Below are 25,810 nucleotides of genomic sequence, written 5' to 3'. Positions count from 1 at the left end.
ATCCTCCACCAATGTTTGTCCGAGAATAGTGCGGCGTCACGGCGCTTTGGTCAAGCAGGCGGCGGGATAAAATAACGGAAAAAGGCCGAATCGGCGCTATTCGTCCTCTTGTTCGGCCTGCAATTGGATCACCATCGACCGAATGTCCCGGGTGAACTTCACCGTGTGCCGGACCCGTTCGATGTGCAGCGGCGTCGGGACGGTGCCGCCGATGACCGCCACCTGGCCATACACCTCCACCTGCAGTTGGCTCATTCGCAGGCCGGAGATTTTCGCCAGGCGGCGCAACAATTCCTTGCGGATCGCTTCGTCGATGGCGATCTGTGTCAGCAGCCGCGGATCCTTTTCGGCGACCGGCGGGCGGAACCCCGGCGCCAGGGTGATTTTGCTTTTCACCTCGGCGACTCCCGGCAAGGTGCGGGCGACCGCCTCGGCCAGCGAGCGGTCCTGCAGGGTCTTCACCCGGCCGCTCATTGTCACCACGCCGCCTTTGACCTCGAAGGCGATCCCCTGCAGATCGGCCCGCCGGGTCGCCGCCAAACCCGCGTGGATTTTTTCCCGCAATACCGGGTCGGGCACTATTTTCTTGGCTTTTTTCAGCGTGCCCGGCGCGGGTTCGGTCGCTTCGGGAGTCGGCGCCGGGGTCGGTGTCGGCGTCGGGTTGACGGCCGGATCGTGCTCGTCGGTGGTGTCATCGTCATCTTGAGCCTGCCCCGGACTTGATCCGGGGTCATCGTCGGCCCAAAGCGGCGCGGCGAGGCCGGCGAGCGCCAATCCGCACAAAACGAAAACGACGGCCAAGCGGTTCATGGACGAAAAGTGCCACCGGCGCGAAAGTTAGGCAAGCGTTTTTTCGCCCGGGGGCTCTTTCCAACCGGGCCGCTTTCTGTTAACTAAAGACAACATTTCCAGCGAGGTCTTCCGTGATCCGTCGTGCCTGCCTGTGTCTCTCGCTTTTCCTGCTGCTTCCGGTTGTCGCCCTCGCGCAGACGTTGCCCAACCCGGAGGATCTGCCGACCGGTCCGCGGCCCGCGAGCTGGCATCTGTACAACGGCATGGCGGTGGGCTTGAACGGTCCGGTCTTCGGCGACCTCTTCAAGTTCTATCGCAAAATGCCCTGGGGCGAAGGCAAGACCCTGCTCACTTCCGACTCGCACTGGCGCGTGGGCACGCACGATGTCGTCAGCCCGGCCTACGCCCGCCCGGCGATCCTGATCGGCGTTTCGCCGCTGTTGATCATGGACCTGGACGTGCACTACGGCCCCGGCATCAGCTTCACCTACGAAAAATACAAATCGGTCTACGCCAATTACGATCCGCAAAACCTCGGCGATCCCGACGGCTACATGAAAATCTTTCACCAGGCGCAGGCCAACCTGGTGCTCAAGGCCGCCGTCGGCCCCGTCGCGATGCTGCACTTCGACGACCTGGATTACTTCTACTGCGACGAACCGATCTTCCTGTGGGAAGTCGCCACCGTCGTCAAGGACGGCTTCTTTCTGCGCGACAAAACCTACGTGCTGATCGAGTTCCAGCCCAACTGGCGGCTGCTGCTCGATTACGAAAACTTCGAGTACTTCAAGTCGGACTACAAAACCGAACTGCTCGCCAGCGGCATCGTCATCCAGAACCCGGCCTTCCACAACCTGACGATGATCGTGCAACTGGGCTACCACCTGCGAAACCCCGATTTCAAAGGGCTCAAAATCTGGTCCGCCGCCCAGATGGAATGGGATTTCCCGGACAAAAAGAAGTAACGGCCGCGCGGCCGGTTTTCACGGCCGCTTTTCGGTTCTATATTTTTTCATCAATTTCGTCCAATTTCAGTAACGAACGACACCAAACACGGCAAAATCGGTTATCGTGGAACCGATCACAAAGGAGATTCCCATGGCCGACGAACCCAAAACGATGATTCTCAACAACGATGTCGCGATCGAGGCGTTGAAAAAAGTGGGGGCGATGAAACCCTGTCCGCGTTGCGGCAACGACACGTTCAAAATCCTGTCGGGATTCTTCAATCCCTCGATTCAGCAGAGCACCAGCGGCGTGGTGCTGGGCGGCCCGAGCCTGCCGTGCTGGGTGCTGGTTTGCGCGCGGTGCGGTTTCGTCTCGATGCATTCGGTGGAGGCGCTGACCGGGGTCACCCAGATCGAGCCGATCACGCACTGATCCCGGCCGGTGGCCGCGCCGGTCCGTCCCCACTTCTTGCGAACCAGGATCGCCGGCGGGATAATAGCCCGATCGGCGCCTCGGCTTTGTTCGTCCAGAAAATGAACCACACGGAGCGGAACATGCGAACCACGGCGGTTTTCTTCGCGGCGTTGGCGGCTCTTCTCTTTTTGTTCGCGGCGATGATCGCCTGCGACGACGACGACGATAATGACAATGATGCCTCCGGCGTCGACGACGACCAGTCGACCGGCGACGACGACAGCGCCGCCGATGATGACGACGACAACGACGACGACGACTCGGCCGACGACGACAACGACGACGATACCGTGCACCCGTCGCTGATCCCCGGCCCGGACGACCCGGGTTACGACGAGGATCTGGAAGCCGCGGCGGAGCAGCGCGAGCGGCAGTTCCACGTCTTCAACGCCTACGGGATGGACATCAGCGCCGACGTGTCGGTGTCGCTCGACGAGCCCGCGAACCGGGCGCTGATCGAGGACTTCATTCTCAATTCCGACAGTTGGGATTTCGCGGCCGTCACCGGCCTGGATCCGTTCGACGTGGTGACCGAATGGCAGTTCACCGCGGGCCTCTATTCCGGGGTCGGCATCGCCGCCGACGCTTATCGTTACGGGGTGTTGCGCGACGAGGGTTATCCGCAAGCGGACATCGACCGCGCGCGCGACTTTCTGCAAAAGGCGATCGAGGCGCTGAAGGTCGCCTACCTGATCACCGGCACCCCCGGCGTGATCGCCCGCGGCTACGTGCGCACCGACATCCCCGGCCCCGGCCCGGGCATCGAAACGACGCCGCTGTTCGACGAGGAAGGCAACCCCCTGCCCGCCGAAAAGAACAACGGCACCAACCGCGCCGACAATTCGGTGGGCGGCCTGTATCCGAACTACGTCTGGGTCGACTCGTGCAGCCGCGACCAGTACATCGGCTGGGCGGCGGCCTTCGCGGCCGTCTGGGAAGTGATCCGCGACGACCCGTCGTTCGACGACGACCTGAAGGCCGACCTGCAGGATTACGCGCGCGAACTGGCCCTCGCCCTGTCGGTGGTGCGCGAAAGCGGCTTCGACCTGGAAATCCCCGACGCCGACGGCCGGACGACCTACCACGGCTACCTCAACGAAAACAACTACGACCGCATCTACATCCCGTGGCTGCCGATCAAAAACGGCATGTACTCGCTGATGGCCATCGGCATCCTGGGCGCTTTGGCCTACGTGGCCGAGGACGAGGAAGTCGATGCCTACCTGTACGACACGCTGATCGACCAGCGGCAACTGGACCTGATCGCCCGCCAGAACCAGATCGGCGTCGACCTGTGGGTCATCTCCAACTACAGCAGCGTCAACATGGCGTTTCAGGGCGCCTGGCTGGCCCATCGCTACCTCGACCGGCCGCGTTCGCGCAACCTGGTCAAGCTGACCCTCGCCGAGCGGCTTTACGACAAGCCGATGTGGCATCAGCGGCAGGCCAAGGAAATCAAGCAGAGCCTCTTCGATTTCGTCTACGCGGCCAGCCTGGCCGACGCCAGCGTCTACACCACCATGTCCGCCGAACCCGACGCCGAGGCGATGGCCCACGGCCTGGAAACGCTGGCGGACTTTCCAGTCGCGCCGTTCTGGGAATACGGGGTCGTCAATTGCGACGAGGACGAAATCGCCGCCGGCCATTGCCTGTGCGTCGACGGCGAAACCGAACTCGACCTGATGCCGATCCTGGGGCGCGGCGACAAGGTGGTGTCGGTGCAGCCGGTGCCGATCAAGGTGCGGCCGACGAGCAATTACTACTGGCGTTCGAATCCGTACGAGGTCAACGGCGGTTCGGACGGCACCCGGCTGCTGCCGGCCGTCGATTTCCTCTATGCCTATTGGCTGGGGCGCTGGACGCGCTGAGGGCGGTCAATCGTCGAACCGTTTCTCCCGAACGTGGCAGTAGGGCTCGCCGCCTTTTTTCTCGTAATAGTCCTGGTGGTAATCCTCGGCGGGCCAGAACGTTCCGGCGGGCTTGATTTTCGTCGCCACCCGATAGCCCTTGGCGGTCAACAAGCCGATCAGTTTCTCGACGATCCGCCTTTCCTCGTCGTTGTTCACGAAAACCACCGAACGATACTGCTTGCCCCGGTCGGGCCCCTGGCGATCGACCTGGGTCGGATCGTGGATCTCGAAAAACAGCCGCGCCAGCGTCTCGTAACTGACGCGCTTGGGATCATAGGTGACACGCACCGTTTCGGCGTGGCCGGTGTCGCCCGCGCAGACCTGGCGATAGGTCGGCGCATTCACGTGGCCGCCCAGGTAACCCGATTCGGCGCGAATCACGCCCGGCACGGCTTCGAAATGGTATTCGACACCCCAAAAGCAGCCGCCGGCGAAATAGGCGGTCGCCGTCCCGTCGGCCGTCGCCGCGGGTTCGGCATTTTTCGCGGCGAAATCGATCGAAACCGAGTTGACGCAGAACCGGGCGTCGGCGGGGGTGAAGCCTTCGCCGCGGAAGATGTGGCCCAAATGCGCCCCGCAATTGGCGCAGACGATCTCGGTGCGAATGCCGTCCGGGTCGGGGATTTCCTTGATCGCGCCCGGCAAGGCCTGATCGAAGCTCGGCCAGCCGGTGCCCGAATCGAATTTCGCCCCGGATGAAAACAGCGGCGTGCCGCAGCGCTTGCAGGTGTAGGTGCCGTCCGCGTGGTGATCCCAGAACTCGCCGCTGAACGGCGCTTCGGTGCATTTGCCGACGATCACCCGCTCTTCCCGCGAAGTCAGTTTTTTCCAGTTCGGATCCATCGGTTTGCTTTCCTTCATTTTGCCGCAGGCGCCGGCCAAGAGCGGCAGCAGCAGCACGATCCATAACAACCATACCCGCCGGGGCATGACAATCACCTCGTCTTTTGCGACCGCCTGATACGGTCGTTGGATAAATATAAGAATCGTTCCTGATAAGCGCAATGAAACGATGCCGCTTCGATTTTCAAACCTTCGTGACCGGCTTATGATTTGCGTCTCGCGATCATCACCGAAAGGGAGGCTTTCGATGCCCGTGCCCGAAAAACAACGCCTGCCGCGCCAGGTCAAAGCGCTGGGGCTGGTCAGCCTGCTCAACGATTCGGCCAGCGAAATGATTTTTCCGCTGCTGCCGGCGTTCGTCACTTCCGTGCTCGGTTTGGGCCCGGAAGTGTTGGGCATCATGGAGGGCCTGGCGGAGACGGTGGCCTCGGTGCTCAAGTACCTGTCGGGCTGGTGGTCGGACAAGGTGCGCCGGCGCAAGCCGCTGGCGGTGGCCGGCTACACGCTCAGTTCGCTGTTGCGGCCGTTCATCGCCCTGGCGACGGCCGGTTGGCACATCGTGGCGCTGCGCGCCTTCGACCGCGTCGGCAAGGGCATTCGCACTTCGCCGCGCGACGCCTTGCTGGCCGAATCCACGACGCCGGAAATGCGCGGCAAGGCGTTCGGCTTCCACCGGGCGATGGACCATGCCGGCGCGGTGCTCGGCCCGCTGGCGGCGTTGGCTTTGTTGAACCTGGGGCGCCTCGATCTGCGGACGGTTTTCCTCTGGTCGGCGATTCCCAGCCTGGCGACGATTCTCTTGGTCGTTTTCGCCGTGCGCGAGCCAGCCGCCGTGCCCAAGGCCAACGCGCCGGTCGCCGCTAGCCCCGCCCCCGACCGGGAGAAAAACCGGCCCTTCGTCGTTTTTCTGCTGTCGATGATGATCTTCACACTGGGGAACTCGAGCGATGTGTTTCTCGTCCTGCACGCGCAGGAACTCGGGATGCCCGTCGCGCTGGCGCCACTGCTCTGGATCGTGCTGCACCTCGCCAAGAGCCTGTTTTCAACGCCGGGCGGCGCGCTGTCGGATCGGATCGGGCGCAAGGCGACGATCCTGCTGGGCTGGGCCGTTTACGCGCTGGCCTACCTCGGGTTCGCGCTGGCGAACCAGGCCTGGCAGATCTGGCCGCTGTTCGTGTTTTACGGCCTTTTCTATGGGCTGACCGAGGGCGCCGAAAAAGCCCTGACCGCCGACCTGATTCCCCCGCGGTTGCGCGGCCGGGGCTTCGGGTTCTATCACCTGAGCATCGGCATCGCGTCGCTGCCCGCGTCGGTCGCGGCGGGTTTTCTCTGGAAGGCGTACGGGGCGCCGGTCGCGCTAGGACTGGGCGCGGGTTTCGCCGGGCTGGCGGCACTGATTCTGGGCCTGGGCCTGCCGGCGGCGAAAGCCGGCGAATAATCTCGGATGTCTCGCTTGATTGATCGGATCATTCCAGCCGGTAACATTCTTACCGGAATCTATTACAGATAGCGTCCATGCGATTGACAGATGGAGCATTGACAGGGCCTTTTACCGGTAAAATGTCTGATTCCGACGGCAATGCCATCTTTTCGATCGATGCGATTTTCCACTAATTCCCATAAATATTTTTCATCCTTTTCAATATACCTGCGCAGGGCGTAGGCACAAAGGTCGGCCATTTGAATCATACTGGTCAGGCAGCTATCGACAAAAAAGGGCGTTTCAATAATGTTATCGATCATCCGAAAAAAAGTTCCGGAGCGATGAAATTTTCTCATCAATTGGTTTAGGCGAGGCGCCACAGTGGAATTATTATCCTGAATGACTATCCCCTTTTCGTCGAAAGCGGCCAAGAAGGCCTGAAACCTGGTAAGAACTTGTTCAAAAGCGATTTCATACGGCTGATTTCCTTGAATGGTAAAATGCGGTTTTGAAATCGCTTCCGCGAAAAGCCGAAGATATCCCCATCTGCCCAATTCAGCCGCCAGATCGATCAAACATTTTTTTCTTTCATCAAAGGTAAGGTGGATATAGGGCCGTATTTTACTCACTTCTTTTCGATAATTTTTTATTTTTTTCTGATTTCCCTGGATGCCGATTTGTCCGGCCCTTTTTCGAATATTCCTTTCCACCTCCATTCGTCTCTCATTCCAGGATAATTTTCCGAAATCGGCAAGATTGCTTTGTTCGACATACCGCCGGGCCATCCAAGCCGTATGGATTTCCTGATTTTCCAACTGATATTTTTGTTTTATCTGAAGCAAGTTCAGGTCCAAACTTTTCCATTTCTCGGCTGGAATCGCCAGTCCAATTAAAATGAAATGATTTGTCCCGCCCGTTAAATCCTCGATTCCCGATTCATCCACATAGAGAAAATACATCCTCTTGCTCCATTAAAAAAAAAAAGCGTCTAGAGCGAAGCCTGATGGCTCCGGAGGGGTCGCATCGCGTCCCCGTCTCTAGTCGCTGATTTATTAATGCCCATTATTATAAATAAAGTCAAGAATTATTTGCCCCAACATAATTCAGCATCATGATAATATGGAAAGGGAGAAAAGGAAAATTATTAAAGACGCTCCAATAAAAATCCTCCTTTATTTGCAATCACTTTAACACCTTGACGAAAAAGGCCGCACACCACAATATATGGTGCACCAAGTAAAAGACGCATCAACTATTAGCGATTTTTCTTTGACTTGCATCGTTCGGTGTGCTAGGAAATGGGCCGGCACACCTTCGGGGTTTCAGCTGGGGACAATTTGAATGCGAATTAAAGACCTGGAATTAGTCGGTTTTAAATCGTTCGTCGATAAAACCCGCTTCACTTTCGACGACGGGATCAGTTCGATCGTCGGGCCCAACGGCTGCGGTAAAAGCAACATCGTCGACGCCATTCGCTGGGTGATGGGCGAAATGAGCGCCAAAAGCCTGCGCGGCGGCGAAATGCAGGACGTCATTTTCAACGGTTCCGACACCCGCAAACCGATGGGAATGGCTCAGGTTTCCGTCATTTTTTCCTGCGAGGACGGCATCACCCCGTCCGGCTACGAAGGGATGAGCGAAATCCAGGTCACCCGCCGGCTGTATCGGTCGGGCGAGTCCGAATACCTGATCAACAAACGCGTCTGCCGCCTGAAGGACATCGTCGACCTGTTCCTCGACACCGGCATCGGCTCGCGCGCCTACTCGATCATCGAACAAGGCCAGATCGCCAAGGTCATTTCCGCCAAGCCCCTCGAACGGCGGATTCTGATCGAGGAAGCGGCGGGCATCAGTAAATATCGCGTCAAACGCGAGGAGGCGCTGCGCAAGATCGAGGCCACCCAAACCAACCTGGCGCGGGTCAGCGACGTCATTTTCGAGATCAAACGCACCCTGACCAGCCTCCAGCGGCAGGCGGCCAAGGCCGAGCGCTACCACGAACTCAAGGCCGAACTGCAAGAACTCGACGTCGAACTGGCCGGCCGCGAAAAAGTCTTGCTGGCGCGGCAGGCCGAGCAGACCCTGGCGAACATCAAGCACCTGGGCGACATGCAATTGCAGGCCACCACCCAGCTCGAGGTGGAGGAAACCCAGCTCACCAAGCTGCGGCTGGACGTGCTGGAGCACGAAAAGGCGATCAACCTCGCCGCCGAAAAAGTCGCCCGGTTGCGCGAAACCGTGCGGGCCGACGAGTCGCAGCGCGATCTGTTGTCGCGCGACATCGAGCACCTCGAGGCGCAGATCGGCCTCTGGCGCGAGGAAATCGAGGCCGCGCGCGAGCGCATGGGCCTGATGGATCAGGAAGTCGCGGCGACCGTCGAAAAAATTGCCGACCTGCAAACGGCCGCCACGGAAGCGAGGGCGACGCTCGCCCGCAACCAGGAAATACTGCAAGGCGCCCAGGCGCGCCGCCAGGATTTGGACCGCGTGGCCGAAAGCGCGCGCAACGAACTGCTGCGCCTCGCCGGCCGGCAGGCCTCGCTCCGGCAGGCCGTGCAGAACCACCAGGACAACCGCGCCGCACGGCAGCGGCAAATCGAGCAAAACCAGGCCCGCGCGGCGGCTAACGAGGAACTGCTCGGCAAGACCCTGGCCGACGGCGAAGCCCTGCGCGCCAAACTGGCGGCGCTGCAGGAGGAACGCGGCAAGCTGGAAAGCGACCTGGGCGACAAACGGACCCGGCTCGCGAATATCCGGCAGACCGCCGAGGGTAAAAAGAAGGCCTTCAACGAGGCGAAAGAAGCCCACGACAAAACCCGCGTCCGCCTGGAAAGCCTGGAGGAAATGCGGCGCAACCTCGAAGGCTATCAGTACGGCGTCCGCAAAATCATGGAAGCGGTGCGGCAGGGTTCCGGCGGGCTGAACGGCACGCGCAAGGAAATCCTGGGTGTGCTGGCCGAAAAAATCAGCGTGCCGGCCCGGTTCGAAACCGCACTCGAAGCCGTCCTCGGCGAACGCCTGCAGGCCGTCCTGGTCACCGACCAGGAAGCCGGGCACACGGCCGCCGATTACCTCAAAACCGAAAAGGCGGGCCGCGGCAGCTTCGTGCCGCTCGAACCGCGCCTGCCGGCCAAGATCGACTACCCCGAAAAGACCATCGGCCAGACCCTCGGCTGTCTGGTCAATCACGTCGAACTGGAGCCCGAATACCGCCAGGTCGCCGAGGTGCTGCTGGCCAATGTGCTAGTGGTGGAAAACCTCGACGCGGCCATCCGGCTGCACAAGGAAAACGGCTACACCGGTTCGTTCGTCACCCTCGACGGCGAACTGGTCGACGACACCGGCACGATCACCGGCGGCCAGGTGGACGCGGTGACCAGCGGCATCTTGCAGAAAAAACGGGAAATCGCCGAACTGTCGGCCAAGGCCGAGGAACTGGCTGCCCTGCTGAAAAAAGCCGAGGGCGACTACTATGCCAGCGAAGGCATGATCAGCCGCCTGCAGGAGGTCATCGCCCAAAACCAGCAGGCGCTCGACGACAACCGGATCGCCCTGTCGGAAACCGCCGGCGAATCGCGGCGGCGGCAGCAGGAAATCGAACGCCTGCAGACAGAAAAAGCCGGCTTGCAGCAACAGGCCGCGCGCCTGGCCGAGGAACTGGCCGAACTGGAAAAACGCCACGCCGCCGAGGAGCGCGAATTGGGCGAGGTCGACCAGGCGCTCGCCGCGGCGCGCCACGCCGCCGACGAAAAAACCGCCGCCCAGAAGGCGCTCGCCAGCGAAATCGACAGCCACCAGAAAGCCGTCACCGAATCCCTGCTGGCGGTGAACAACCTGCGGCAGGAAACCCACAACACCGAAAACTACCGCGCCAACCGCCTGCACGCGAAGGACGAAGCCGCCGCTCTCGTGGCCCGGCGCAACGAACAGGTCGAGCAAGCGCGCGAAACACAGTTGCGCCACCGCGAAAAAATCGCCGTCTTCACCCAAAGCATCGGCGAGAAGATCACCCATCTCGAGGCGGCCGAGCGGGAAGCGGTGCAGGTGCGCGAGGGCGTCGACGAAAAAATCGCCCGGGTCAACCAGAGCGAAAACGTCATCAAGATGCTGCGCCGCGACCTGGAAAGCCACGCGCGAGAGATCCACTCGGCCGAACTGACCGCGTCGCAGATCGCCATGAAGCGCGAGCACGTCGCCGAGCGGCTGCGGGAAAAATACCAGATCGAGCTCGACACCCTGCCCGAACCGGCCGACGAGGCCGAGATGGACACCGAGGCCTTGCGCAACCGGGCGCAGGAGATCAATCAGCGCATTCAGCAGATGGGCGAGGTCAATCCGAACGCGGTCGAGGAATACAACGAGCAGAAGACGCGTTACGACCACTACGAGACGCAGAAGCAGGATCTGGAAAACGCGATCGACGAATTGAAACAGGCGATCGCCAAAATCAACAAGACCAGCAAGGAGCGGTTCGAGGAAACCTTCAACCTCGTCAACCACAAATTCGGCGAGGTCATTCCGCTGCTGTTCGGCGGCGGCAGCGCCCAGCTCATTTTGACCGAGCCGACCAATCCGCTCGAATCCGGCCTGGACATCGTGATCCGGCCGCCGGGCAAAAAGCTGACCAACGTCAATCTGCTCTCCGGCGGCGAGAAGGCGCTGGCCTCGATCGGGCTGATCTTCTCCATCTTCCTGATCAAACCCAGCCCCTTCTGCCTGCTGGACGAGGTGGACGCCCCGCTCGACGACGCCAACGTCACCCGCTTCAACAAACTGGTGCAGCAGATGGCGAACCACAGCCAGGTGTTGCTGATCACCCACAACAAGACGACGATGGAAGTGGCCGACAGCCTGTTCGGCGTCACCATGCAGGAAAAAGGCGTCTCGAAGCTCGTCAGCGTGCAATTCACCAACGACGGGGCCGCCGCCAACTGAGCGCCGCGGAATTAAATGAAAAGCCACGCCGCCGGGCGTGGCTTTTTTCGTTCGCTTGGGGGCGGACTATTCCTTGGTCAGGGTGTCCATGACCACCGAGGTCGGCCGCGTGAAGAGCACCGTGATATCCACCCGACGCCATTCCTGATCTTTCTTGCGGCTCCCGGTTTTGCCTTCACCCGTCGCGCTGGTCGCCGGCTTGCTGCCGAGGGCCTGCATGTAAATGCGGTTTTTCGAAAGGCCGTTTTCCGACAGAACGAACCGCGTCACCAGGGCACGCCGCTTGGCCAAGTCCGCGTTGGCGCCCGGCGTTCCCGGAGCGTCGCAGTACGAGGTAAGCAACAGGTAGAATTTGTGATCCTTGGACATCTTGCGCAGGTATTCGATGGCCTTGTCGAGCTTCTCGCGCTCGCCGACCCGGATCGTGTTCGAATTGTAGTCGAAGTAGACCGAAGTCTTGAAATTCTTCAACTCGTCCGGAACGACTTCCTCCACTACGGGCTGGGTGGGCTGGCTTTTGCGGGCGATCGCGCATTTCTTCGCGAGTTCCGCCAGCTTGCCGGTCTGGGTGGCCACGACGCCGGCCTGATCGTTCTCGCCGTCCTGCAGCAGCAACTCGGCCTGCCGCAGTTTCATTTCGGCGCTTTGATATTCGTCGGCGCACAGCTTATCGGCGTTTTCGGCCTTGGCATCCAGCAGCGCCTGCTTGGCGACGGCGATTTGTTCCACCGCCGGCGACGGCGCCGAGGCGCAGCCGACGAACATTCCGCAGGCAACCAAGATCAGCAGAGCAAAAGCGATCCGCTTCATGATCTTCCTCCCGGACAAAAAACGAGTCCGCTTGGTAGTATTTCGTTTTTGCGTCGAAAAGATAAGTCGTTTATAGCGTGAATGAAAACCCGGCGCAAGCATTGTTTAGTGCATCATTTTTAACTTTTTGCGCGCCAGATCGGCCTCGGGGCTCCGCGGGAATTGTTCGACCACCTTGTCGAAGAACAACTTGGCGTCGCCGACCCGGCCGGTTTCGTAGAAGGAGATTCCCATGTTCAGGTAGGCTTCCGGAACGCGCTTGCTCTGCGGATATTTCGAAGCCAGGGTGTCGAACTCGAGGATCGCGTCCTCCCACGAACGTTGCTTGAAGAGGCTTTTCGCCAGGTAATACTGCGCCTCGCTGCACTTGGGGCTTTTCTTGAATTGGGTGAGAAAATCCCGGAACCGCGATTTCGACGCTTCCAGGTTGCCCTGGTTGAATAGCGCCAAGGCCTCGCGGTACACGTCGTCCTCGTTTTTCGGCTGGGGCGTATCCGCCGCCGGCAACGGCGCCACGTTTCCGGTCAATTCCTCAAGGTTGCCGCGGTCGACGTCCTTGATGCCCGCTTTCTTCTCCATGACCGACAACCGGGTGTCGATCGCTTCGAACTGCCGCGCCAACTGCCGCCTCATCAGGGCCAATTGCTGCGGCGAAACCTGTTGCTGGCCGGCATTGTGGTTCATTTCGTCGATTTTGCCTTCCAAGGCGCCGACCTGCTGTTGCAGCTGGTCGAAATTCAACACCGCTTCGCCGGACATCTTGGTGCTTTCGTTGAACCGATCCACCAGATTCTGGTTGTTTTTCTCCAAGGCCTCGAGGCGCCGCTGCATGTCGGCGATGTTGGATTCCAGCTCATTGCCCTGGCTGGTGCGGATCGGGCAGCCGGTCAGGGAGAACAACAACACCGGCAATAAAAACAGGCCCAGCAGATTCCATTGGTTCTTCATCGGTGATCACTCCTCGCCGATCCGGCGATCGGACAGAAAAAACACCCGTAAAAAAGCGGGAGGATCATAGCATTTCGTCCCGGCGCGTTCAACTTCAAATGCCCGCCCGCGCCCGCGAAATCGACCGCTATTACCGATCGTTCGCCTTGACAACCGCCGGCAACAACTGCCCCCTTGGACACCCGCGACCGGGCTTTGGTTTCCCGGCCCGGTCCCGGCCGGCCGGAATAAAAAAAGCTCGGAAGCGGTTACCCGCCTCCGAGCCCGATTGTCCACTAAGCTCAGAGCTTATTTGCCGAGGTCGACGAATTCGACGATACGGTTGGCCTGATAGCCGGCTTCCGTTTCGGCAGCATTGAACTTCTTGGTCTCGCCACCGGATTTCTTTTCCAACTTGGCCTTGTCCACGCCCGAAGCGAGCAGGAAGTTGTACACGGTGGTCGCACGGCGTTCGCCCAGCGCCAGGTTGTACTCTTCCGTGCCACGAACGTCGCACCAGCCGAGGAGCTGGAACTTGTGGTCGGCGAACTTTTCCTTAATCTTCGCAGCGGTGTCCTTCATCTTCGCGAGCTGGTCCGGACGGATCGCATATTTGTCATAGTCAAACAGGATCGCATCCAGGCTCGCTTTGATCGCGGCAGGCGGAGGAGGAGGCGGAGGAGGCGGCGGCGGCGCCGGCTTGTTCATCTCTTCCGCTTTCTTCACGGCGCAGATCTTCGCGATATCATACAGGTTCTTGGCGTTTTGGAACAGCGGCATCGCGGTGTCCCAATCCTCGGCGGCATCCGCCTCGAGGGCCTGCTTCATGGTCTGCTCGGCAGCAGCCCATTCGGTCGCGCAGAGTTCGTTGGCTTTCTGGGCGCTCGCACCGGCTTGCGCGTCCAAAGCATTTTGCTTGGCCACGTCATAGCCGTCAGGCGGACCGCAGGCGACCAACAAAAAGGCCGCGGCAACCGCCAGCAATACGAAAATAGACCTTTTCATTCGTACCTCCATTGGTTTTAGTTACGAGGTTATAGTCATTTACAATTGCGACTAATATAACGCCCAACCGGCGTTTTGCAAACGACTAATTCAATAATCTGGGAGACCAGGCAGAATTCTTATCATCCGTGCCCGGTCTTGTCAACTGTTTGGTGTAACTTCCATCGACATTAAACAGTCGCAGCATCCTCCCGGAACCGTTATTGGAAGTTAATGCGATCGCCCTGCCATCCGGAGAAAAGCTTGGATATTCGCAAGATCCGAAGCCTTGTCCCTGCGTGATTACGGTCGCATCCGTGCCTTCGGGAGTGACCATCAGAATGTTGAAAATTCCCGATTCCCGCGAACTGTAAACAATCCGGTCTCCGTTGGTGGTCTTGGCCCAATCCGGGCTCATGTTGTAACTGCCAAAATAACTAACCCGCTGCGGGTCGCTGCCGTCCGATTTCATCCGCCAGATTTGCGGGCCGCCCGACCGGTCGGAGACAAATGCGATCTGATCGCCGCTCGGCGACCAGGCGGGGAAAATTTCGATGCCGTGGGCGACGGTCAGGCGTTTGGGTTTGCCGCCGTTCGCGCTGACCGTATAAATCTCCATGTTGCCGTCGTAGGAAATCGCCATGGCGATGCGGCTGCCCGACGGCGAAAAACGCGTGGTGATCAGAATTCCCTTGATCTTGAGCAGTAGTTTCGGTTCGCCGCCGGTGGTCGGGACCACGTACAGCGAGTTGTACATATCGGAGACATTGGCGCTGTTTTCCCAGGCGAAGGCGATCTGGCTGCCGTCGGGCGACCAGGTCGGGTTCTTGGCCTTGCCGCCGAGGTACGTCAACCGTTTCTGATTGCGTCCGTCAACGTCGATGACGAAAATTTCCTGCGCCCCGCCGACCGTGGAGGCATAGGCGACCTTGGTGCCGAAGATGCCTTTTTCGCGGGTCAGTTCGTAAACCACGTCGTTGCCGAATTTGTGCACCATCAGGTACCAGTCGTCGGGTTTGCCGCTGTATTCCTTGCCGACGAGCATTTTCTGCGTCGGCACGTGGTAGAGCCGGAACTGGACGGTCAATTTGCCGCCGTCGAGCGCGAAGTTGCCTTTGATGAGGTATTCGGCGCCGATCACCTTCCAGTCGTTGAAATCGAACTCGCCGGGTTTCACGCCCGCCGCGTGGGGGTTTTCCACGTACATCGAGCGATCGATCACGTCGAAGCGGCCGGTCATCCGCATGTCCTCGGCGATCAGGTCCGACAATTTGAGCGACAAGCCCAGGTTGTCGGCCTCGGCGCCGGTATTTTTAAACAGCGGTACCGCGATCGGATCCTTGCGTACCATCGGCATGCCGCTCGTGGTGCCGTAGATATCGATCACCAGGCCGTCGCCGCTCGGCGGGGTCGGGTCTTCGGTGAGACCCGCCGCCAGCCAGGTGGCGCCGCCCAGGAGGCCGGTCAGCATCAACGTCAAAAGAATCGCCCAACGTGGCCTCATCGGTCCCTCGCTTGCTTTATGCTAGTGTTGTTTTTCGCGCGGAATAAAACGAATCACGATGCCTTTGTTTCGCAATTCGTCGGCCAACAGCGACGGCGGCGGCGGCAACGGACTGGCTTTGACGATCGCGGAGGAACAACTCCGGTCGAGCGGCTCGAAGCCCGACGGTTTCGCCATTTCCTGTTTGAGCACCGAACCGTTGGCCGCCACGTAAATCCGCACATACACCATTTTTTCCAACAAATCGGCCGGCAGGCCGCCCGGCAACGACCAGACTGACAGAATGCGGCTGCGCACGTTGGCGATGTAGATGCCCAGCACGCCCGTTGTGCTGGAGGTGCCCTGCCCGCCGCCGCCCACCGAGTCCATCAGGGCGCGTTTTTCGCGCAGCTTCTCGATCGCCTCCAGGCGCTGCCGGTCTTTCCACCCGAGTTTATTGGTCTCGACCTGCCGATGCTCGGTCAGCTTGACCGCGTCGGCGCTCTGTTTTTGCTCGCGTTCCTTCATGATATCCGACAGGCGGCGCGGGTCGGCGGTGCGCACGGCGGCCTGGTCGCGATCCGGCGCCATCGGCCCCAGGCCGGGCCCCTTCGGCAACGAGTAGGACAGATCCACTTCGATCGGTTGCGGCAGGACGCGGTCGCTGCCGAAAATTCCCGGCAGAAAAATGAACGCCGCCACCGCCAGGGCATGCCCGAACAGCGAAACCGCGGTCGCCTGGGCGATCAGCCGCTCGAAATTAATCGCAAACAGATAGCGCGTCCCGGCGGTCATCCTCGGTTACTTCGTCTCTTCCGGCGGCTTGGTGACCATCGACAGCTTCGCGGCGCCGGCCTGCTTGGCGATCGCCATGGCCTTCACCACCTGGCCGTAGGATACGTCCTGATCGGCCTTTAAATATAAGGTTTTATCGGCCCGCTGTTCGAAGATCAGCTTGAGCTGCTCACCCAGCGTGTCCAGGGATACCTGGGATTTTTTCACCGACATGCCGCCGCTTTTGTCGATGGTCAGCACGACCGGCTCTTCCTCGTGCTGTTCGAGCGGCCCCGCCGAAACCTGGGGCACGTTGACCGACATGCCCTCCTGCAACATCGGCGCCGTGACCATGAAGATGATCAACAGCACCAGCATGACGTCGACGAGGGGCGTCACGTTGATATCGCTCATCAGGCGGCGGTCGCCGCCTCCCGCACTCATCGCCACGGATTATTTCTCCCGCGGAGCGGCCTGCAAAATGTACCGCTCCAGGATGTTCATGAACTCGCTCGAAAAACTGTTCAGGCTGCTTTCCAGCGACCGCAGTTTCGCGGCGAAGTGGTTGTAAAACACGACCGCCGGAATCGCCGCGAACAAGCCGACCGCCGTGGCCACCAAGGCTTCGGAAATGCCGGGGGCCACGACCGCGAGCGAGGCCTGGCCCATGGCGCCGATGCTGTGAAAGCTGTCCATGATGCCCCAAACGGTGCCGAACAAACCGATGAACGGCGCGGTATTGCCGACCGTGGCCAGGAACGGGATGGCTTTTTCCAGCTTGGCCATCTGGTCGGTCATCGAGCGCTGCAAGGCGCGGCTGACGTTCATCTTGGCGGCCGAAAGCCGTTCGCGATCGAGATCGGAATGCACGTCGGCGGCGGTGAACTGGTCGGCGCCGGCCCGGAAGCGCTTCAATTCCTCGTAGCCGGCGGCAAAAACCTCGGCCAACGGCGCGTACATGAGCTGCTTGCTGTGGCGGTAGATTTCCTCGAGTTGGCGCGTTTCCCAGAAAATCTTCATGAAGATATCGCTCTCTTTGTGAGCGCGGCGCAGCAGCAGCCACTTCAGGAAGATGATGGCCCAACTGGTCACGGAAAACACGACCAAAAAGCCCAGGACGACTTTCACCACCGGCCCGGCGTCTTTGACGAGGTCCAGGACGTTGGCACCTTGAGCGTTGGTCGCGGCGATGACGGATAGGATTTCAGCAGTCAAAATCGATTTTCTCCTGTTTGCCCCACGGTTCTCGAATTGGCGACAAACGTATTTCACAAAGCCCGAGAAGTCAAGATTTCAGGCGTATTTATTTATATACTACGCCCCTTTGCGAAAGTCGCCTCTACTTAGAAACCGTCGCGGGAAAAAAGTTGCGCCGAGATTGGCGCGCCCGATGTTTTGAGTTAGAGTACCCCACGGGTCGGCAGTCAGGTAGGGAGGTTTGATGAACCGCCGAGTGATTGTTGTCGCCGCTTTGATCGCGGCGCTGATGGGAGTGTTGTTCGCTTTTTCCACCTGCGGCAAAGACGACGACGACGACAAAGACGACGGGAAGGACGGCAAGACTCCGCCGCAATTGTACGACATGACCATCTACGGTTGGGGCTTTGGGGATTCGCTCTACCACTATCAAGCCGGCCAATGGAACGTTGACGCGGCGACGCCCTTCAGCAACCGCATCATCGGCAGCGCCTTTTTCAACCGCGCCTACGGTTTCGTCTGGGGCCAGCGGGTCGTTTACCGCTACAATGCGGGCGCCTGGCAGAACCTGACCCCGCCGGGAATGCCGACCGCCGACATCGTCGACGGCGTTTTCCTGCCCGACGGCTCCTTCTGGGTAGCCGCCAACGATGCGCTTTATAACGGCTATCTGGTCTGCTTCCTGCTCGACGGCAGCGCCAACATCATCCCGGTGCAAGGCGCCATCACCTCCAATCCGATGTATCTGGTGGCCCTGTTCCCCGTGCCGGAAGATCAGGCGATCCACCTGGTCGGCGTCGTGGACGGCTGGTACCAGCACTTGCGGTGGGACGGCTCCACGGTGACCCCCGACCCGATCTTCCAGGTTCAATACATCGAGGTCGGCGCCGACGACGACGACGATACCGCCGCCGACGACGACACCTCGGCCGACGATGACGACGACGACGACGATTCCTCGCCGGTGTACGTCCCCGCCGCCCAGATCCTCGACGCGGCCCAAGCCGCCGACGGCTCCATTTGGGCGGCCGGCTACAGCATGGTCGAGGGCGAAAAGCGCGGCACCATGTGGCACCGCGGAGCCGAGGCCACGGAATGGGCGTCGTTCCTGTTGACGCCGACCACCGGCTGCAAAACCAACCGCGTGCGGCGCTTGTACTTCACCGCCGACGGCGCCGGGCTCGCCATCGCCGATTGCCTCTACTCGCAGATTTACGAACAGGTCGCCGGCGACCAGTGGGCCGAAGCGTCGCTGCCCGGCGTCAAGGGCGACAAGTACGTGCTCGAGGACATCAGTCTGGTCGACAAGGATCGCGGCTGGGCCGTGGGCTACACGTCCGACTTCAACGAACCCCTGTTCCTGATGCGCAGCACCGAAGGTTGGCAACTGGCCCGGTTCATCGAGGGCGACCAGGGCGATCACCTTTACGCCGTGACCATGTTCGATATCCCCGACCCCGGCCTTCCTTCCGATGACGACTCGGCGACCGACGACGACACCAGCCCGGCCGACGACGATGCCGCCGACGACGACACTTCGCTGCCCCCGGCCGACGACGACGCCGCGGAATAAATTCGCCACCCCTTAATCTCCCCGGGCGGCCGCTTCCGGCCGCCCGGTTTTTTTAAAACCTTTTCAGCCAAACGGCATTCGACTTTTCAAGTTTTTCACTCTTAAGCCCTGTTGACGACACATTTCATCCCGGATTATCTTTGCCGGGGTTAATTGGGTGTCATAACTTTCCTATCAACTTGGTTACGCGACATTGGGTATTGGAAAGCATGCCATCATGGAACAGTCGCGCTGCCCATGATCGCGACAAGCATCATGAACACACACGATTGCCACAATAAAAAAATGCCGATCAGGGCTCGCCGCCATAAATGGATTCGACTACTTGGCGTAGTCGAATAAATCCGGGCGGTGGCCTGCGCCGCAACGGAAAACAAGCAAAAACACTTATCGGTTCAAGGATGGGAGTATGGTCATGAACTATAACTTGATTGAAGAAAAGTGGATCCCGGTACTATGGACTAATGGTAAAGTAAGCCGCGTCGGCATCAAGGACGCGCTTACCCAAGCCGGCAACATTCGACAGATCGCGGCAAGCAATCCAATGGACCGGTTCGCGATTTTCCGCTTTCTGTTGGCCACTCTGTATTGGTGCAAGGGGAATCCTTCAGAAGAAATTCTCCATGATCTTACTGACTCCTCTTTTCCTGCATCTTGGTTTGCCAAAATGGATGCGGAAAAAGAATGTTTCAATCTCTTTGGCGAGACTAAAAGGTTCTATCAATTTCTCAATCCAGGGAAAGAAGGGCTGGAAAAACTCTCAATTAACTACCTCATTCATGAGATCCCAACCGGATCTAATAAATGGCATTTTAGACATTCCACCGATCATATAGATGGCTTATGTCCAGCTTGTTGTGCAATGGGATTATTGCGTTTGCCTTTATTCGCCACATCTGGTGGTCGGGGCAAACCACCAGCGATAAATGCCAAACCTCCAATATATGTTGCCCCAATGGGTTTTTCATTAGCCTCAACCCTTCGTTTTTCTTGGCAAGAAACATCAAAATTGGGAACTCCCTTTTGGGAAAATCCAACTGGAGTATCCAAATTTTTAGGTGAAGTGCCATTTCTAGTCGGGCTAACTTGGTTACCACGCCAAATATGGTTAGATCAACCAGAAGGCTTCGAAAGCAAATGTATTTCATGCGGCAGACAAGAGCATTTAATAAAACAATGCATTTTTGCCGGTATCGGAAGTACGAAAACCGTTGAGACTAGCCAAGAGAAAAAATGGACAGATCCGCATGTTCTATATGTCAAAACAAACAAAGGTGACGGTTCGGAATCGTTACATGCCAGTAATGCTCTTGGAGCTAATGATGCTGCTGCCGGACAATGGACAAAAATATTATCGGGAATAATTCAAAAACGAGAAATTCTTGGTCGAGCAAGAAACGTTTGGGTTGTTGGCTTTTCAACAGTACAAAACGATAAGTACCTCGAGGCAAAAGAATTTTTCATCCCCACTTCAAACGCCGAGAATCTCTTTTCGGACATTCTTGAAAAAATCGGAAAATGGCAAAAAGAATATTTAAAAGTTATCAACAAAAGCAACCCTAAAAAAGAAGACACAGCAAAAAAAAGAAAACATAGCGAAATCCCAGCCACCATCGCCGCGATCCGGCCCCACGTTGAAAACCAGGTCTCCGCCAAGATCGACGAATTGCTCACCGGCGATGAAAACGCCTGGGAGCAAGCCGCGAAGGAATATTCACCCCTAATGGGGGCGGTCGCCAAATCACTTGCGCCGGGATTCACGTCCGGGGCCGTCCAAAGGCAACGACAAATTGCTATCGTCAAACCGGACATGCGGGAAAAAGCCGTTGCCGAAAATAAACCAGCCAAAAAGAAAGGGGATGAGCAATGAGCGCCACGGCACAATACATTGAAAGCCTCACTAATCTTCAATCAGGCGCTCTTGGTTTGCTGCGGACTCAGGCGGGAAAAGGGCTCGATGAAACGGTCGACGGCTTCGACCTGTTCGCGGGCCTCTGGTGGCCGTTGAGGCAAAAAAATCAAAAGGCACCGCGACGTGAGGTGGCTTGGCTGATCGCCAAGCTCTACGCCTTTTGTCCACTCGAAAATACACCCGGAAAAACGCTGGCCGGCCAATTACGCCTCTGCCAGCCACATAAAGATCCGGGGAAAATTCGCTTCGCTCAGCGGTTCGATCGAATGCTGCTTTTACCGCTGGGAAAAATCGAGCCCGCGCTTCAATGGGCTTTGCATCTAATCGCCGACAACGACGGAAAGCTGGATTGGGTCAAGCTGACCGACGATCTTTCATTCTGGCAAAAGGAGTCCACTCGACTGCAGTGGGCAAATCAATTTCTCGCAACAGAGGAAAGGGAATAATCATGTTGATCGAAATTCATGCTATTCAAAATCACAGCCCGGCCAATTTGAACCGCGACGATCTAGGCGCGCCCAAAACCTGTTACTTCGGCGGCTTTCTGCGCTCCCGCATTTCCAGCCAATGCATCAAGCGAAGCATTCGGATGAGTGACGAGTTCAAATCTCTTTGCGGCGGAGTACGCACCAGACAATTGGCGAAACTGATTGCCGAACAGGTCACCGGCAAGGCTGACGTGAAAAAGCGCGCGACCAAAATTCTCAAGGAATGCGGTATCAACCCAAAGGACGAGGACCGCAGTGATATGTTGGTCTATACGACTCACGAAGCCATCCGCGAAATGGCCGCCCTGCTGCAAAATGAAGAAGAAAAATCCGATGAAGCCCTGGCGAATGAATTCGGAATGCTGATTTCCCAATGCGTCGCCGTACCGGATATGGCGCTAGGCGGTCGCATGTTGGAAACCGGGGTCCTCAAGGACACAACGGTGGAAGCGGCGCTGCAAGTGGCGCATGCCATTTCCACCCACGAGGCTCGTCCGGAGGTCGATTATTACGTCGCCGCCGACGACATCCCCGGCGACGACACGGGTGCGGGATACGTGGATGAAGCCATGTTCGCCTCGGCGTGCTTCTATAAGTACTTCTCGATTAATTGGGAAACGTTGGTTCGGAACCTACACGGCAATCGGGAATTGGCCGCGCATACCGTCGGCGCCTTTATTCGCGGCGCGGCAATGGTCAATCCCACCGGGAAACAAAACAGCTTTGCCGCGCACAATCCGCCGGACGGGATATTGGTCGAGATTAAAAATTCCCCGATCAGTTACGCCAATGCCTTCGCCAAGCCGGCCATGCAGGGAGAACGTGACCTTGTTGCGCAAAGCATCGCCCAACTCGGTCAATATGTGCATGATCTCGATGAAGGATTCGGCAAGCCACAGCAGCGCTTCTGGTTCTCCCCCAACCTGCGCCATTCCTTGAGCTTCATTCATGAAAAGAAAGAAAATCCGCTCACCGACGACAACTTCAAATCGCTTGACGCCCTGATCCCCGCCGTGCTCGCAGCCGTCGGTTTTGATTGGCAGGCGGTGCAAAGCGTCGTCGCGATTCAGGTGTGACCATGGACGCCAACACCTTGTTGCTTCGTCTTGCCGGTCCCCTCCAGGCATGGGGAAATCAGGAGTCAAAATTCGTCGTTCGCCGAACGGCGGAAGCGCCGACGAAATCCGGCGTGATCGGCTTGCTTTGTGCGGCCTTGGGCATTTCACGGTCGGAAACCGCCAGCGAATGGTTGCCAAAATTGCGCGCCCTGCGAATGGGCGTGCGCCTCGATATTCCGGGCGTGCGCTGGTGGGATTACCACACCGTCGGCGCCGGAATGAACATGCGGATCGCCGAAAGCGAGGGTAAAACCAAGCCCGGTGCTCTGCTCACCCGACGTGAGTATCTGTGTGATGCTTCCTTTCTCGTGGCGTTGCAAGGTGAACCGAAACTCATCGCCGATCTGGCGGCGGCCGTGAAGAATCCGAAATGGACGCTATTCCTCGGCCGAAAAGCTTGCCCGCCGTCGCGTCCGATCATCGAAGATCTCCCGGGCGCATTCCCCGATTTGCTGACGGCTCTGTGTTCCGTCCCCTGGCAAAAAAGACTGAACAACGACCAACTGCCGGAAAGGATTGATTGCCTGCTCGATTGGGAACCGACGCCGGATCAGCCGATCGCGCCCGCTGACGCGCTGGTCTGGTATGATGTTCCGTTGACCTTCGACCCCCCGGCCCATGAACCGCGATTCGTCATTCGCCGTTACTTTCGGTTTGGCGAAAACGGCGACCTTCGCCTCGCGGAAAAAGCCGCGCAGCTTTCGACTCCGCCTCCGCCGCGCCCGCGCGCGGACTATCGGAACTCCGAATATCGCCACATTCGCGCGGCTCGTCTCGATGCCGACAAGGGTCTTTGCGTATTCTGCAAATCGCCCGCCACGACCGTACAACACATCACCTACCGCCACGCCGGCGGCAATGAGAACATCGAGGAATTGCGTTCGCTTTGCCGCCTCTGCCATGACGCGGTGACCATGATCGAATACGGATTGGGCATGGGCTTGGATCGCATCAATCCGGAGGACCCGCAATGGCGCGAACCAATCATCCGGAAGCGGAAAGAAATTATTAATTTCCGTTCGCTGGAAACCCGCCGCCGTCGTCTGGCCGCCGAGGAGGTGGAATGAACATGTACTTGTCATACCTTTTGATCGATACCGGCGATAACCCCGACCGGCCGCGCCCGGGGCGCTTGTGGATACGGAACCGCTACCACGTTCATCAGCGACTCTGTATGGCGTTTCCGAACCGGAACCGAAAAGCCGACGACCCGGATTTCATTCAACCCTTTCAACCGGCGGATTTCGGTGTCGACCAGGTGCACGTTCCTCGCCAACCGGACCAGGGGTTCCTCTTTCGCATCGATCCCCTGCCCGGCGGCCGCGTGGCGATTCTCGTTCAGTCGGCGACGAAACCGGATTGGGACTACGCTTTTCACAATGCCGGATTTCTTTTGGCCGCGCCGCCGGAAATAAAATCGTTCGCCGTCGATTTCCGGCCGCGACAACGTTTGCGCTTTCGCTTGTTGGCGAATCCAACCCGCAAGATCGATACGAAAACCGGGCCGGGCGGGAAACGGCGTAGCGGCAGACGCGTTCCCCTGGCCAAGGGCGAACTGGCGGCGTGGCTGATACGAAAAGCCGCCACGGCCGGCTTCAACGTCGATTCGAACGCCCTCGCCATTCAGCCGAGCTTCGTCTATTTCAGAAAAACCGAAAAGCACCTGCCGGAAAATTCCGCTGACGAGCAGCGCCCCGGCGGGCAAAAACTCCGCGCCGTGCTTTACGAGGGAATCATCGAGGTTGCCGACCCCGAAAAATTGCGGGCCGCGCTGGTCGCCGGCATCGGCAGCGCCAAGGGATTCGGGTTTGGCCTGCTCAGCGTGGCGGCGTGTCGTTAGACTTTAACGGCGAAACGTTCCTTGAAAACCGAAGAAGACCGAATTTTCCAACAATGGGAGGGTCACATGATCGTGAAGGATCTGCATGAGTTGCCCAAGGTTCGCGACGGTTTGAGCTTTCTTTACGTGGAACACGCGCGCCTCGACCGCGAGGGCGGCGCCGTCGCGATTTACGACGAAAACGGCGTGACGCCGGCGCCCGCCGCCGCCCTGGCTTTGTTGCTGCTGGGACCCGGCACCGCCATCACGCACGAGGCCGTGAAAACCCTCGCCGAAAACGGCTGTACGATTCTTTGGTGCGGCGAGGGCGCGGTGCGATGCTATGCGCAAGGAATGGGCGAAACCCGCAAGGCCGACAAGTTGCTGCGACAGGCCGAGCTTTACGCCGATCCCACGCTTCGGTTGCAAGTGGCGATGCGGATGTACCGGATGCGCTTCGTGCAGCCGTTGCCGGCGGATTTGACCATCGAACAATTGCGGGGAATGGAAGGCGTGCGCGTCCGGCAGGCTTATGCGGAAGCGGCGCAACGCTACGGCGTAATCTGGAGCGGCCGCAATTACCAACGCGGCGACTGGACGGCCGCGGACCCGGTCAACCGCGCCCTGTCGGCGGCCAATTCCTGCCTGTACGGTTTGTGCCACGCGGCGATTGTCTCGGCCGGCTATTCCCCGGCGATCGGCTTCATCCACACCGGCAAACAACTTTCGTTCGTTTACGACATCGCCGACCTTTACAAAATGGACGTCAGCGTGCCGATCGCTTTTCGCGTCGCCGGCGAAGGGGTCGCCGAATTGGAGCGCGAGGTCCGCCGCCTCTGCCGTGACGCTTTTCGCGAAGTGCGGCTGCTCGACCGCGTGGTTCCCGACCTCGCCCGCGCGCTCGACATCGACGAATCGCTCGACGAAACGACGGAAAAGAATTTTGACGCCGACGCCGCCGAACCGGGCGGTTTGTGGGATCCGTCGGCGGGCACGCTGGAAGGAGGTATGAATTATGGTGGTGATGATTCTGGAGAACACCCCGCCGAACCTGCGGGGCCAACTGACGCGCTGGATGATCGAACCGCGGGCGGGAGTGTTCGTCGGAAAGATGAGCGCGATGGTTCGTGACCGGCTCTGGGAAAAAGTGATCCGCCACAAACGCACCGGCGGATGCATTCAGATTTATCCGGCCGCCAACGAACAAGGATTCTCGATCCGCGCGGAAGGCGATACCAGCCGAACGCTGGTCGACTTCGAAGGACTTACACTGGTTGCGCGACGAAAAACTCTTTAGTTTCGAAGAGTGCTCCCCCCGCACGGGGGGCTGAACCGTTCTCTATCGGCCCAATGACGCGCATTTCGTCGTGCTCCCCCCGCACGGGGGGCTGAACCGCGGT

Annotated in this window: 23 protein-coding genes; 13 read left to right on the top strand and 10 right to left on the bottom strand. The window is 59.0% G+C overall.

Annotated elements, in window-relative coordinates; translation table 11 throughout:
• Positions 1–96: 96 nt before the first annotated feature.
• The gene (locus GX444_08095) at positions 97–810 is read right to left on the bottom strand and encodes a BON domain-containing protein (GenBank protein NLH48551.1); all 714 of its coding nucleotides are present in this window, start codon (positions 808–810) and stop codon (positions 97–99) included.
• A gap of 113 nt (positions 811–923) precedes the next feature.
• Here GX444_08095 and GX444_08090 point away from each other — a divergent pair, with 113 nt between their 5' ends.
• The 3 genes from GX444_08090 (at position 924) to GX444_08080 (ending at position 4,082) form a co-directional block, all read left to right on the top strand.
• Positions 924–1,757, top strand: coding sequence for a hypothetical protein (locus tag GX444_08090; GenBank protein NLH48550.1), 834 nt, complete (start codon positions 924–926; stop codon positions 1,755–1,757).
• Between the two features lie 133 nt (positions 1,758–1,890).
• The gene (locus GX444_08085; GenBank protein NLH48549.1) at positions 1,891–2,172 is read left to right on the top strand and encodes a hypothetical protein; all 282 of its coding nucleotides are present in this window, start codon (positions 1,891–1,893) and stop codon (positions 2,170–2,172) included.
• A gap of 122 nt (positions 2,173–2,294) precedes the next feature.
• Positions 2,295–4,082: a hypothetical protein gene (locus tag GX444_08080; GenBank protein NLH48548.1), complete on the top strand. Its 1,788-nt coding sequence runs from the start codon at positions 2,295–2,297 to the stop codon at positions 4,080–4,082.
• Positions 4,083–4,088: 6 nt separating this feature from the next.
• Here GX444_08080 and GX444_08075 read toward each other — a convergent pair whose 3' ends face one another.
• Positions 4,089–5,054, bottom strand: a complete 966-nt coding sequence (locus GX444_08075; protein NLH48547.1) for a bifunctional methionine sulfoxide reductase B/A protein — start codon at positions 5,052–5,054, stop codon at positions 4,089–4,091.
• A gap of 160 nt (positions 5,055–5,214) precedes the next feature.
• Between GX444_08075 and GX444_08070 the strand changes: the two genes are divergently transcribed.
• On the top strand, positions 5,215–6,405 hold the full coding sequence (locus GX444_08070; GenBank protein ID NLH48546.1) for an MFS transporter: 1,191 nt from the start codon (positions 5,215–5,217) through the stop codon (positions 6,403–6,405).
• Positions 6,406–6,467: 62 nt separating this feature from the next.
• Here GX444_08070 and GX444_08065 read toward each other — a convergent pair whose 3' ends face one another.
• Positions 6,468–7,349 (bottom strand): DUF3800 domain-containing protein, encoded by an 882-nt coding sequence (locus tag GX444_08065; GenBank protein NLH48545.1) that lies wholly within the window; start codon positions 7,347–7,349, stop codon positions 6,468–6,470.
• A gap of 382 nt (positions 7,350–7,731) precedes the next feature.
• Here GX444_08065 and smc point away from each other — a divergent pair, with 382 nt between their 5' ends.
• Complete coding sequence (gene smc / locus GX444_08060) at positions 7,732–11,325, top strand: chromosome segregation protein SMC (protein ID NLH48544.1); 3,594 nt, start codon at positions 7,732–7,734, stop codon at positions 11,323–11,325.
• Between the two features lie 66 nt (positions 11,326–11,391).
• Here the strand turns inward: smc and GX444_08055 are convergent, their stop codons facing one another.
• The 7 genes from GX444_08055 to tolQ all read right to left on the bottom strand — a co-directional run bounded on the left by GX444_08055 (position 11,392) and on the right by tolQ (position 17,461).
• Positions 11,392–12,135: an OmpA family protein gene (locus GX444_08055; GenBank protein ID NLH48543.1), complete on the bottom strand. Its 744-nt coding sequence runs from the start codon at positions 12,133–12,135 to the stop codon at positions 11,392–11,394.
• Positions 12,136–12,240: 105 nt separating this feature from the next.
• Positions 12,241–13,083, bottom strand: a complete 843-nt coding sequence (ybgF, locus tag GX444_08050; protein ID NLH48542.1) for a tol-pal system protein YbgF — start codon at positions 13,081–13,083, stop codon at positions 12,241–12,243.
• A 288-nt stretch (positions 13,084–13,371) separates the two neighbouring features.
• Positions 13,372–14,067, bottom strand: a complete 696-nt coding sequence (locus GX444_08045) for an OmpA family protein (protein NLH48541.1) — start codon at positions 14,065–14,067, stop codon at positions 13,372–13,374.
• A gap of 85 nt (positions 14,068–14,152) precedes the next feature.
• Positions 14,153–15,550: a Tol-Pal system beta propeller repeat protein TolB gene (locus tag GX444_08040; protein ID NLH48540.1), complete on the bottom strand. Its 1,398-nt coding sequence runs from the start codon at positions 15,548–15,550 to the stop codon at positions 14,153–14,155.
• 21 nt (positions 15,551–15,571) lie between these two features.
• Positions 15,572–16,324 carry a TonB C-terminal domain-containing protein gene (locus GX444_08035; protein NLH48539.1) on the bottom strand — a complete coding sequence of 251 codons (753 nt, stop codon included), beginning with the start codon at positions 16,322–16,324 and terminating at the stop codon, positions 15,572–15,574.
• A 6-nt stretch (positions 16,325–16,330) separates the two neighbouring features.
• Complete coding sequence (locus GX444_08030; protein ID NLH48538.1) at positions 16,331–16,747, bottom strand: ExbD/TolR family protein; 417 nt, start codon at positions 16,745–16,747, stop codon at positions 16,331–16,333.
• A 9-nt stretch (positions 16,748–16,756) separates the two neighbouring features.
• A complete protein-coding gene (tolQ, locus tag GX444_08025) occupies positions 16,757–17,461 on the bottom strand; it encodes a protein TolQ (protein ID NLH48537.1) in 705 nt (234 codons plus the stop codon).
• 283 nt (positions 17,462–17,744) lie between these two features.
• On the opposite strand from tolQ, the gene GX444_08020 reads away from it, so the two are divergent.
• The 8 genes from GX444_08020 (at position 17,745) to cas2e (ending at position 25,707) form a co-directional block, all read left to right on the top strand.
• A complete protein-coding gene (locus GX444_08020; GenBank protein NLH48536.1) occupies positions 17,745–19,073 on the top strand; it encodes a hypothetical protein in 1,329 nt (442 codons plus the stop codon).
• Positions 19,074–19,488: 415 nt separating this feature from the next.
• A complete protein-coding gene (locus GX444_08015; GenBank protein NLH48535.1) occupies positions 19,489–20,943 on the top strand; it encodes a type I-E CRISPR-associated protein Cse1/CasA in 1,455 nt (484 codons plus the stop codon).
• Entirely contained in the window at positions 20,940–21,431 is a 492-nt protein-coding gene (locus GX444_08010; protein NLH48534.1) for a hypothetical protein, read from the top strand. The genes GX444_08015 and GX444_08010 overlap by 4 nt, the downstream gene beginning before the upstream one ends.
• Before the next feature lie 2 nt (positions 21,432–21,433).
• The gene (gene cas7e, locus GX444_08005; GenBank protein NLH48533.1) at positions 21,434–22,549 is read left to right on the top strand and encodes a type I-E CRISPR-associated protein Cas7/Cse4/CasC; all 1,116 of its coding nucleotides are present in this window, start codon (positions 21,434–21,436) and stop codon (positions 22,547–22,549) included.
• Between the two features lie 2 nt (positions 22,550–22,551).
• Positions 22,552–23,658: a type I-E CRISPR-associated protein Cas5/CasD gene (cas5e, locus tag GX444_08000; protein ID NLH48532.1), complete on the top strand. Its 1,107-nt coding sequence runs from the start codon at positions 22,552–22,554 to the stop codon at positions 23,656–23,658.
• Positions 23,655–24,431, top strand: coding sequence for a type I-E CRISPR-associated protein Cas6/Cse3/CasE (gene cas6e, locus GX444_07995; GenBank protein ID NLH48531.1), 777 nt, complete (start codon positions 23,655–23,657; stop codon positions 24,429–24,431). Before cas5e ends, cas6e begins: the two co-directional genes overlap by 4 nt.
• A 66-nt stretch (positions 24,432–24,497) precedes the next feature.
• Positions 24,498–25,541: a type I-E CRISPR-associated endonuclease Cas1 gene (gene cas1e, locus GX444_07990; protein NLH48530.1), complete on the top strand. Its 1,044-nt coding sequence runs from the start codon at positions 24,498–24,500 to the stop codon at positions 25,539–25,541.
• Positions 25,426–25,707: a type I-E CRISPR-associated endoribonuclease Cas2 gene (gene cas2e / locus GX444_07985; protein NLH48529.1), complete on the top strand. Its 282-nt coding sequence runs from the start codon at positions 25,426–25,428 to the stop codon at positions 25,705–25,707. The genes cas1e and cas2e overlap by 116 nt, the downstream gene beginning before the upstream one ends.
• Positions 25,708–25,810 lie beyond the last annotated feature (103 nt).

This window comes from Myxococcales bacterium (genome assembly GCA_012517325.1).
Lineage (GTDB): Bacteria > Lernaellota > Lernaellaia > Lernaellales > Lernaellaceae > JAAYVF01.
The sequence above is the reverse complement of the archived record's forward strand: the minus strand, read 5'-3'. Positions and strand labels throughout refer to the sequence as shown.

Excerpts from the sequence above, each read along its gene's own strand:
- cas7e (NLH48533.1), top strand. The coding sequence starts at position 21,434 with ATGTTGATCGAAATTCATGCTATTCAAAATCACAGCCCGGCCAATTTG.
- GX444_08070 (NLH48546.1), top strand. The coding sequence starts at position 5,215 with ATGCCCGTGCCCGAAAAACAACGCCTGCCGCGCCAGGTCAAAGCGCTG.
- ybgF (NLH48542.1), bottom strand. The coding sequence starts at position 13,083 with ATGAAGAACCAATGGAATCTGCTGGGCCTGTTTTTATTGCCGGTGTTG.
- GX444_08020 (NLH48536.1), top strand. The coding sequence starts at position 17,745 with ATGAACCGCCGAGTGATTGTTGTCGCCGCTTTGATCGCGGCGCTGATG.
- GX444_08045 (NLH48541.1), bottom strand. The coding sequence starts at position 14,067 with ATGAAAAGGTCTATTTTCGTATTGCTGGCGGTTGCCGCGGCCTTTTTG.
- GX444_08080 (NLH48548.1), top strand. The coding sequence starts at position 2,295 with ATGCGAACCACGGCGGTTTTCTTCGCGGCGTTGGCGGCTCTTCTCTTT.
- cas1e (NLH48530.1), top strand. The coding sequence starts at position 24,498 with ATGATCGTGAAGGATCTGCATGAGTTGCCCAAGGTTCGCGACGGTTTG.
- GX444_08075 (NLH48547.1), bottom strand. The coding sequence starts at position 5,054 with ATGCCCCGGCGGGTATGGTTGTTATGGATCGTGCTGCTGCTGCCGCTC.
- cas6e (NLH48531.1), top strand. The coding sequence starts at position 23,655 with ATGAACATGTACTTGTCATACCTTTTGATCGATACCGGCGATAACCCC.
- GX444_08030 (NLH48538.1), bottom strand. The coding sequence starts at position 16,747 with ATGAGTGCGGGAGGCGGCGACCGCCGCCTGATGAGCGATATCAACGTG.
- GX444_08065 (NLH48545.1), bottom strand. The coding sequence starts at position 7,349 with ATGTATTTTCTCTATGTGGATGAATCGGGAATCGAGGATTTAACGGGC.
- GX444_08055 (NLH48543.1), bottom strand. The coding sequence starts at position 12,135 with ATGAAGCGGATCGCTTTTGCTCTGCTGATCTTGGTTGCCTGCGGAATG.
- GX444_08095 (NLH48551.1), bottom strand. The coding sequence starts at position 810 with ATGAACCGCTTGGCCGTCGTTTTCGTTTTGTGCGGATTGGCGCTCGCC.
- GX444_08015 (NLH48535.1), top strand. The coding sequence starts at position 19,489 with ATGAACTATAACTTGATTGAAGAAAAGTGGATCCCGGTACTATGGACT.
- GX444_08085 (NLH48549.1), top strand. The coding sequence starts at position 1,891 with ATGGCCGACGAACCCAAAACGATGATTCTCAACAACGATGTCGCGATC.
- cas2e (NLH48529.1), top strand. The coding sequence starts at position 25,426 with ATGGTGGTGATGATTCTGGAGAACACCCCGCCGAACCTGCGGGGCCAA.
- cas5e (NLH48532.1), top strand. The coding sequence starts at position 22,552 with ATGGACGCCAACACCTTGTTGCTTCGTCTTGCCGGTCCCCTCCAGGCA.
- GX444_08035 (NLH48539.1), bottom strand. The coding sequence starts at position 16,324 with ATGACCGCCGGGACGCGCTATCTGTTTGCGATTAATTTCGAGCGGCTG.
- GX444_08040 (NLH48540.1), bottom strand. The coding sequence starts at position 15,550 with ATGAGGCCACGTTGGGCGATTCTTTTGACGTTGATGCTGACCGGCCTC.
- GX444_08010 (NLH48534.1), top strand. The coding sequence starts at position 20,940 with ATGAGCGCCACGGCACAATACATTGAAAGCCTCACTAATCTTCAATCA.
- smc (NLH48544.1), top strand. The coding sequence starts at position 7,732 with ATGCGAATTAAAGACCTGGAATTAGTCGGTTTTAAATCGTTCGTCGAT.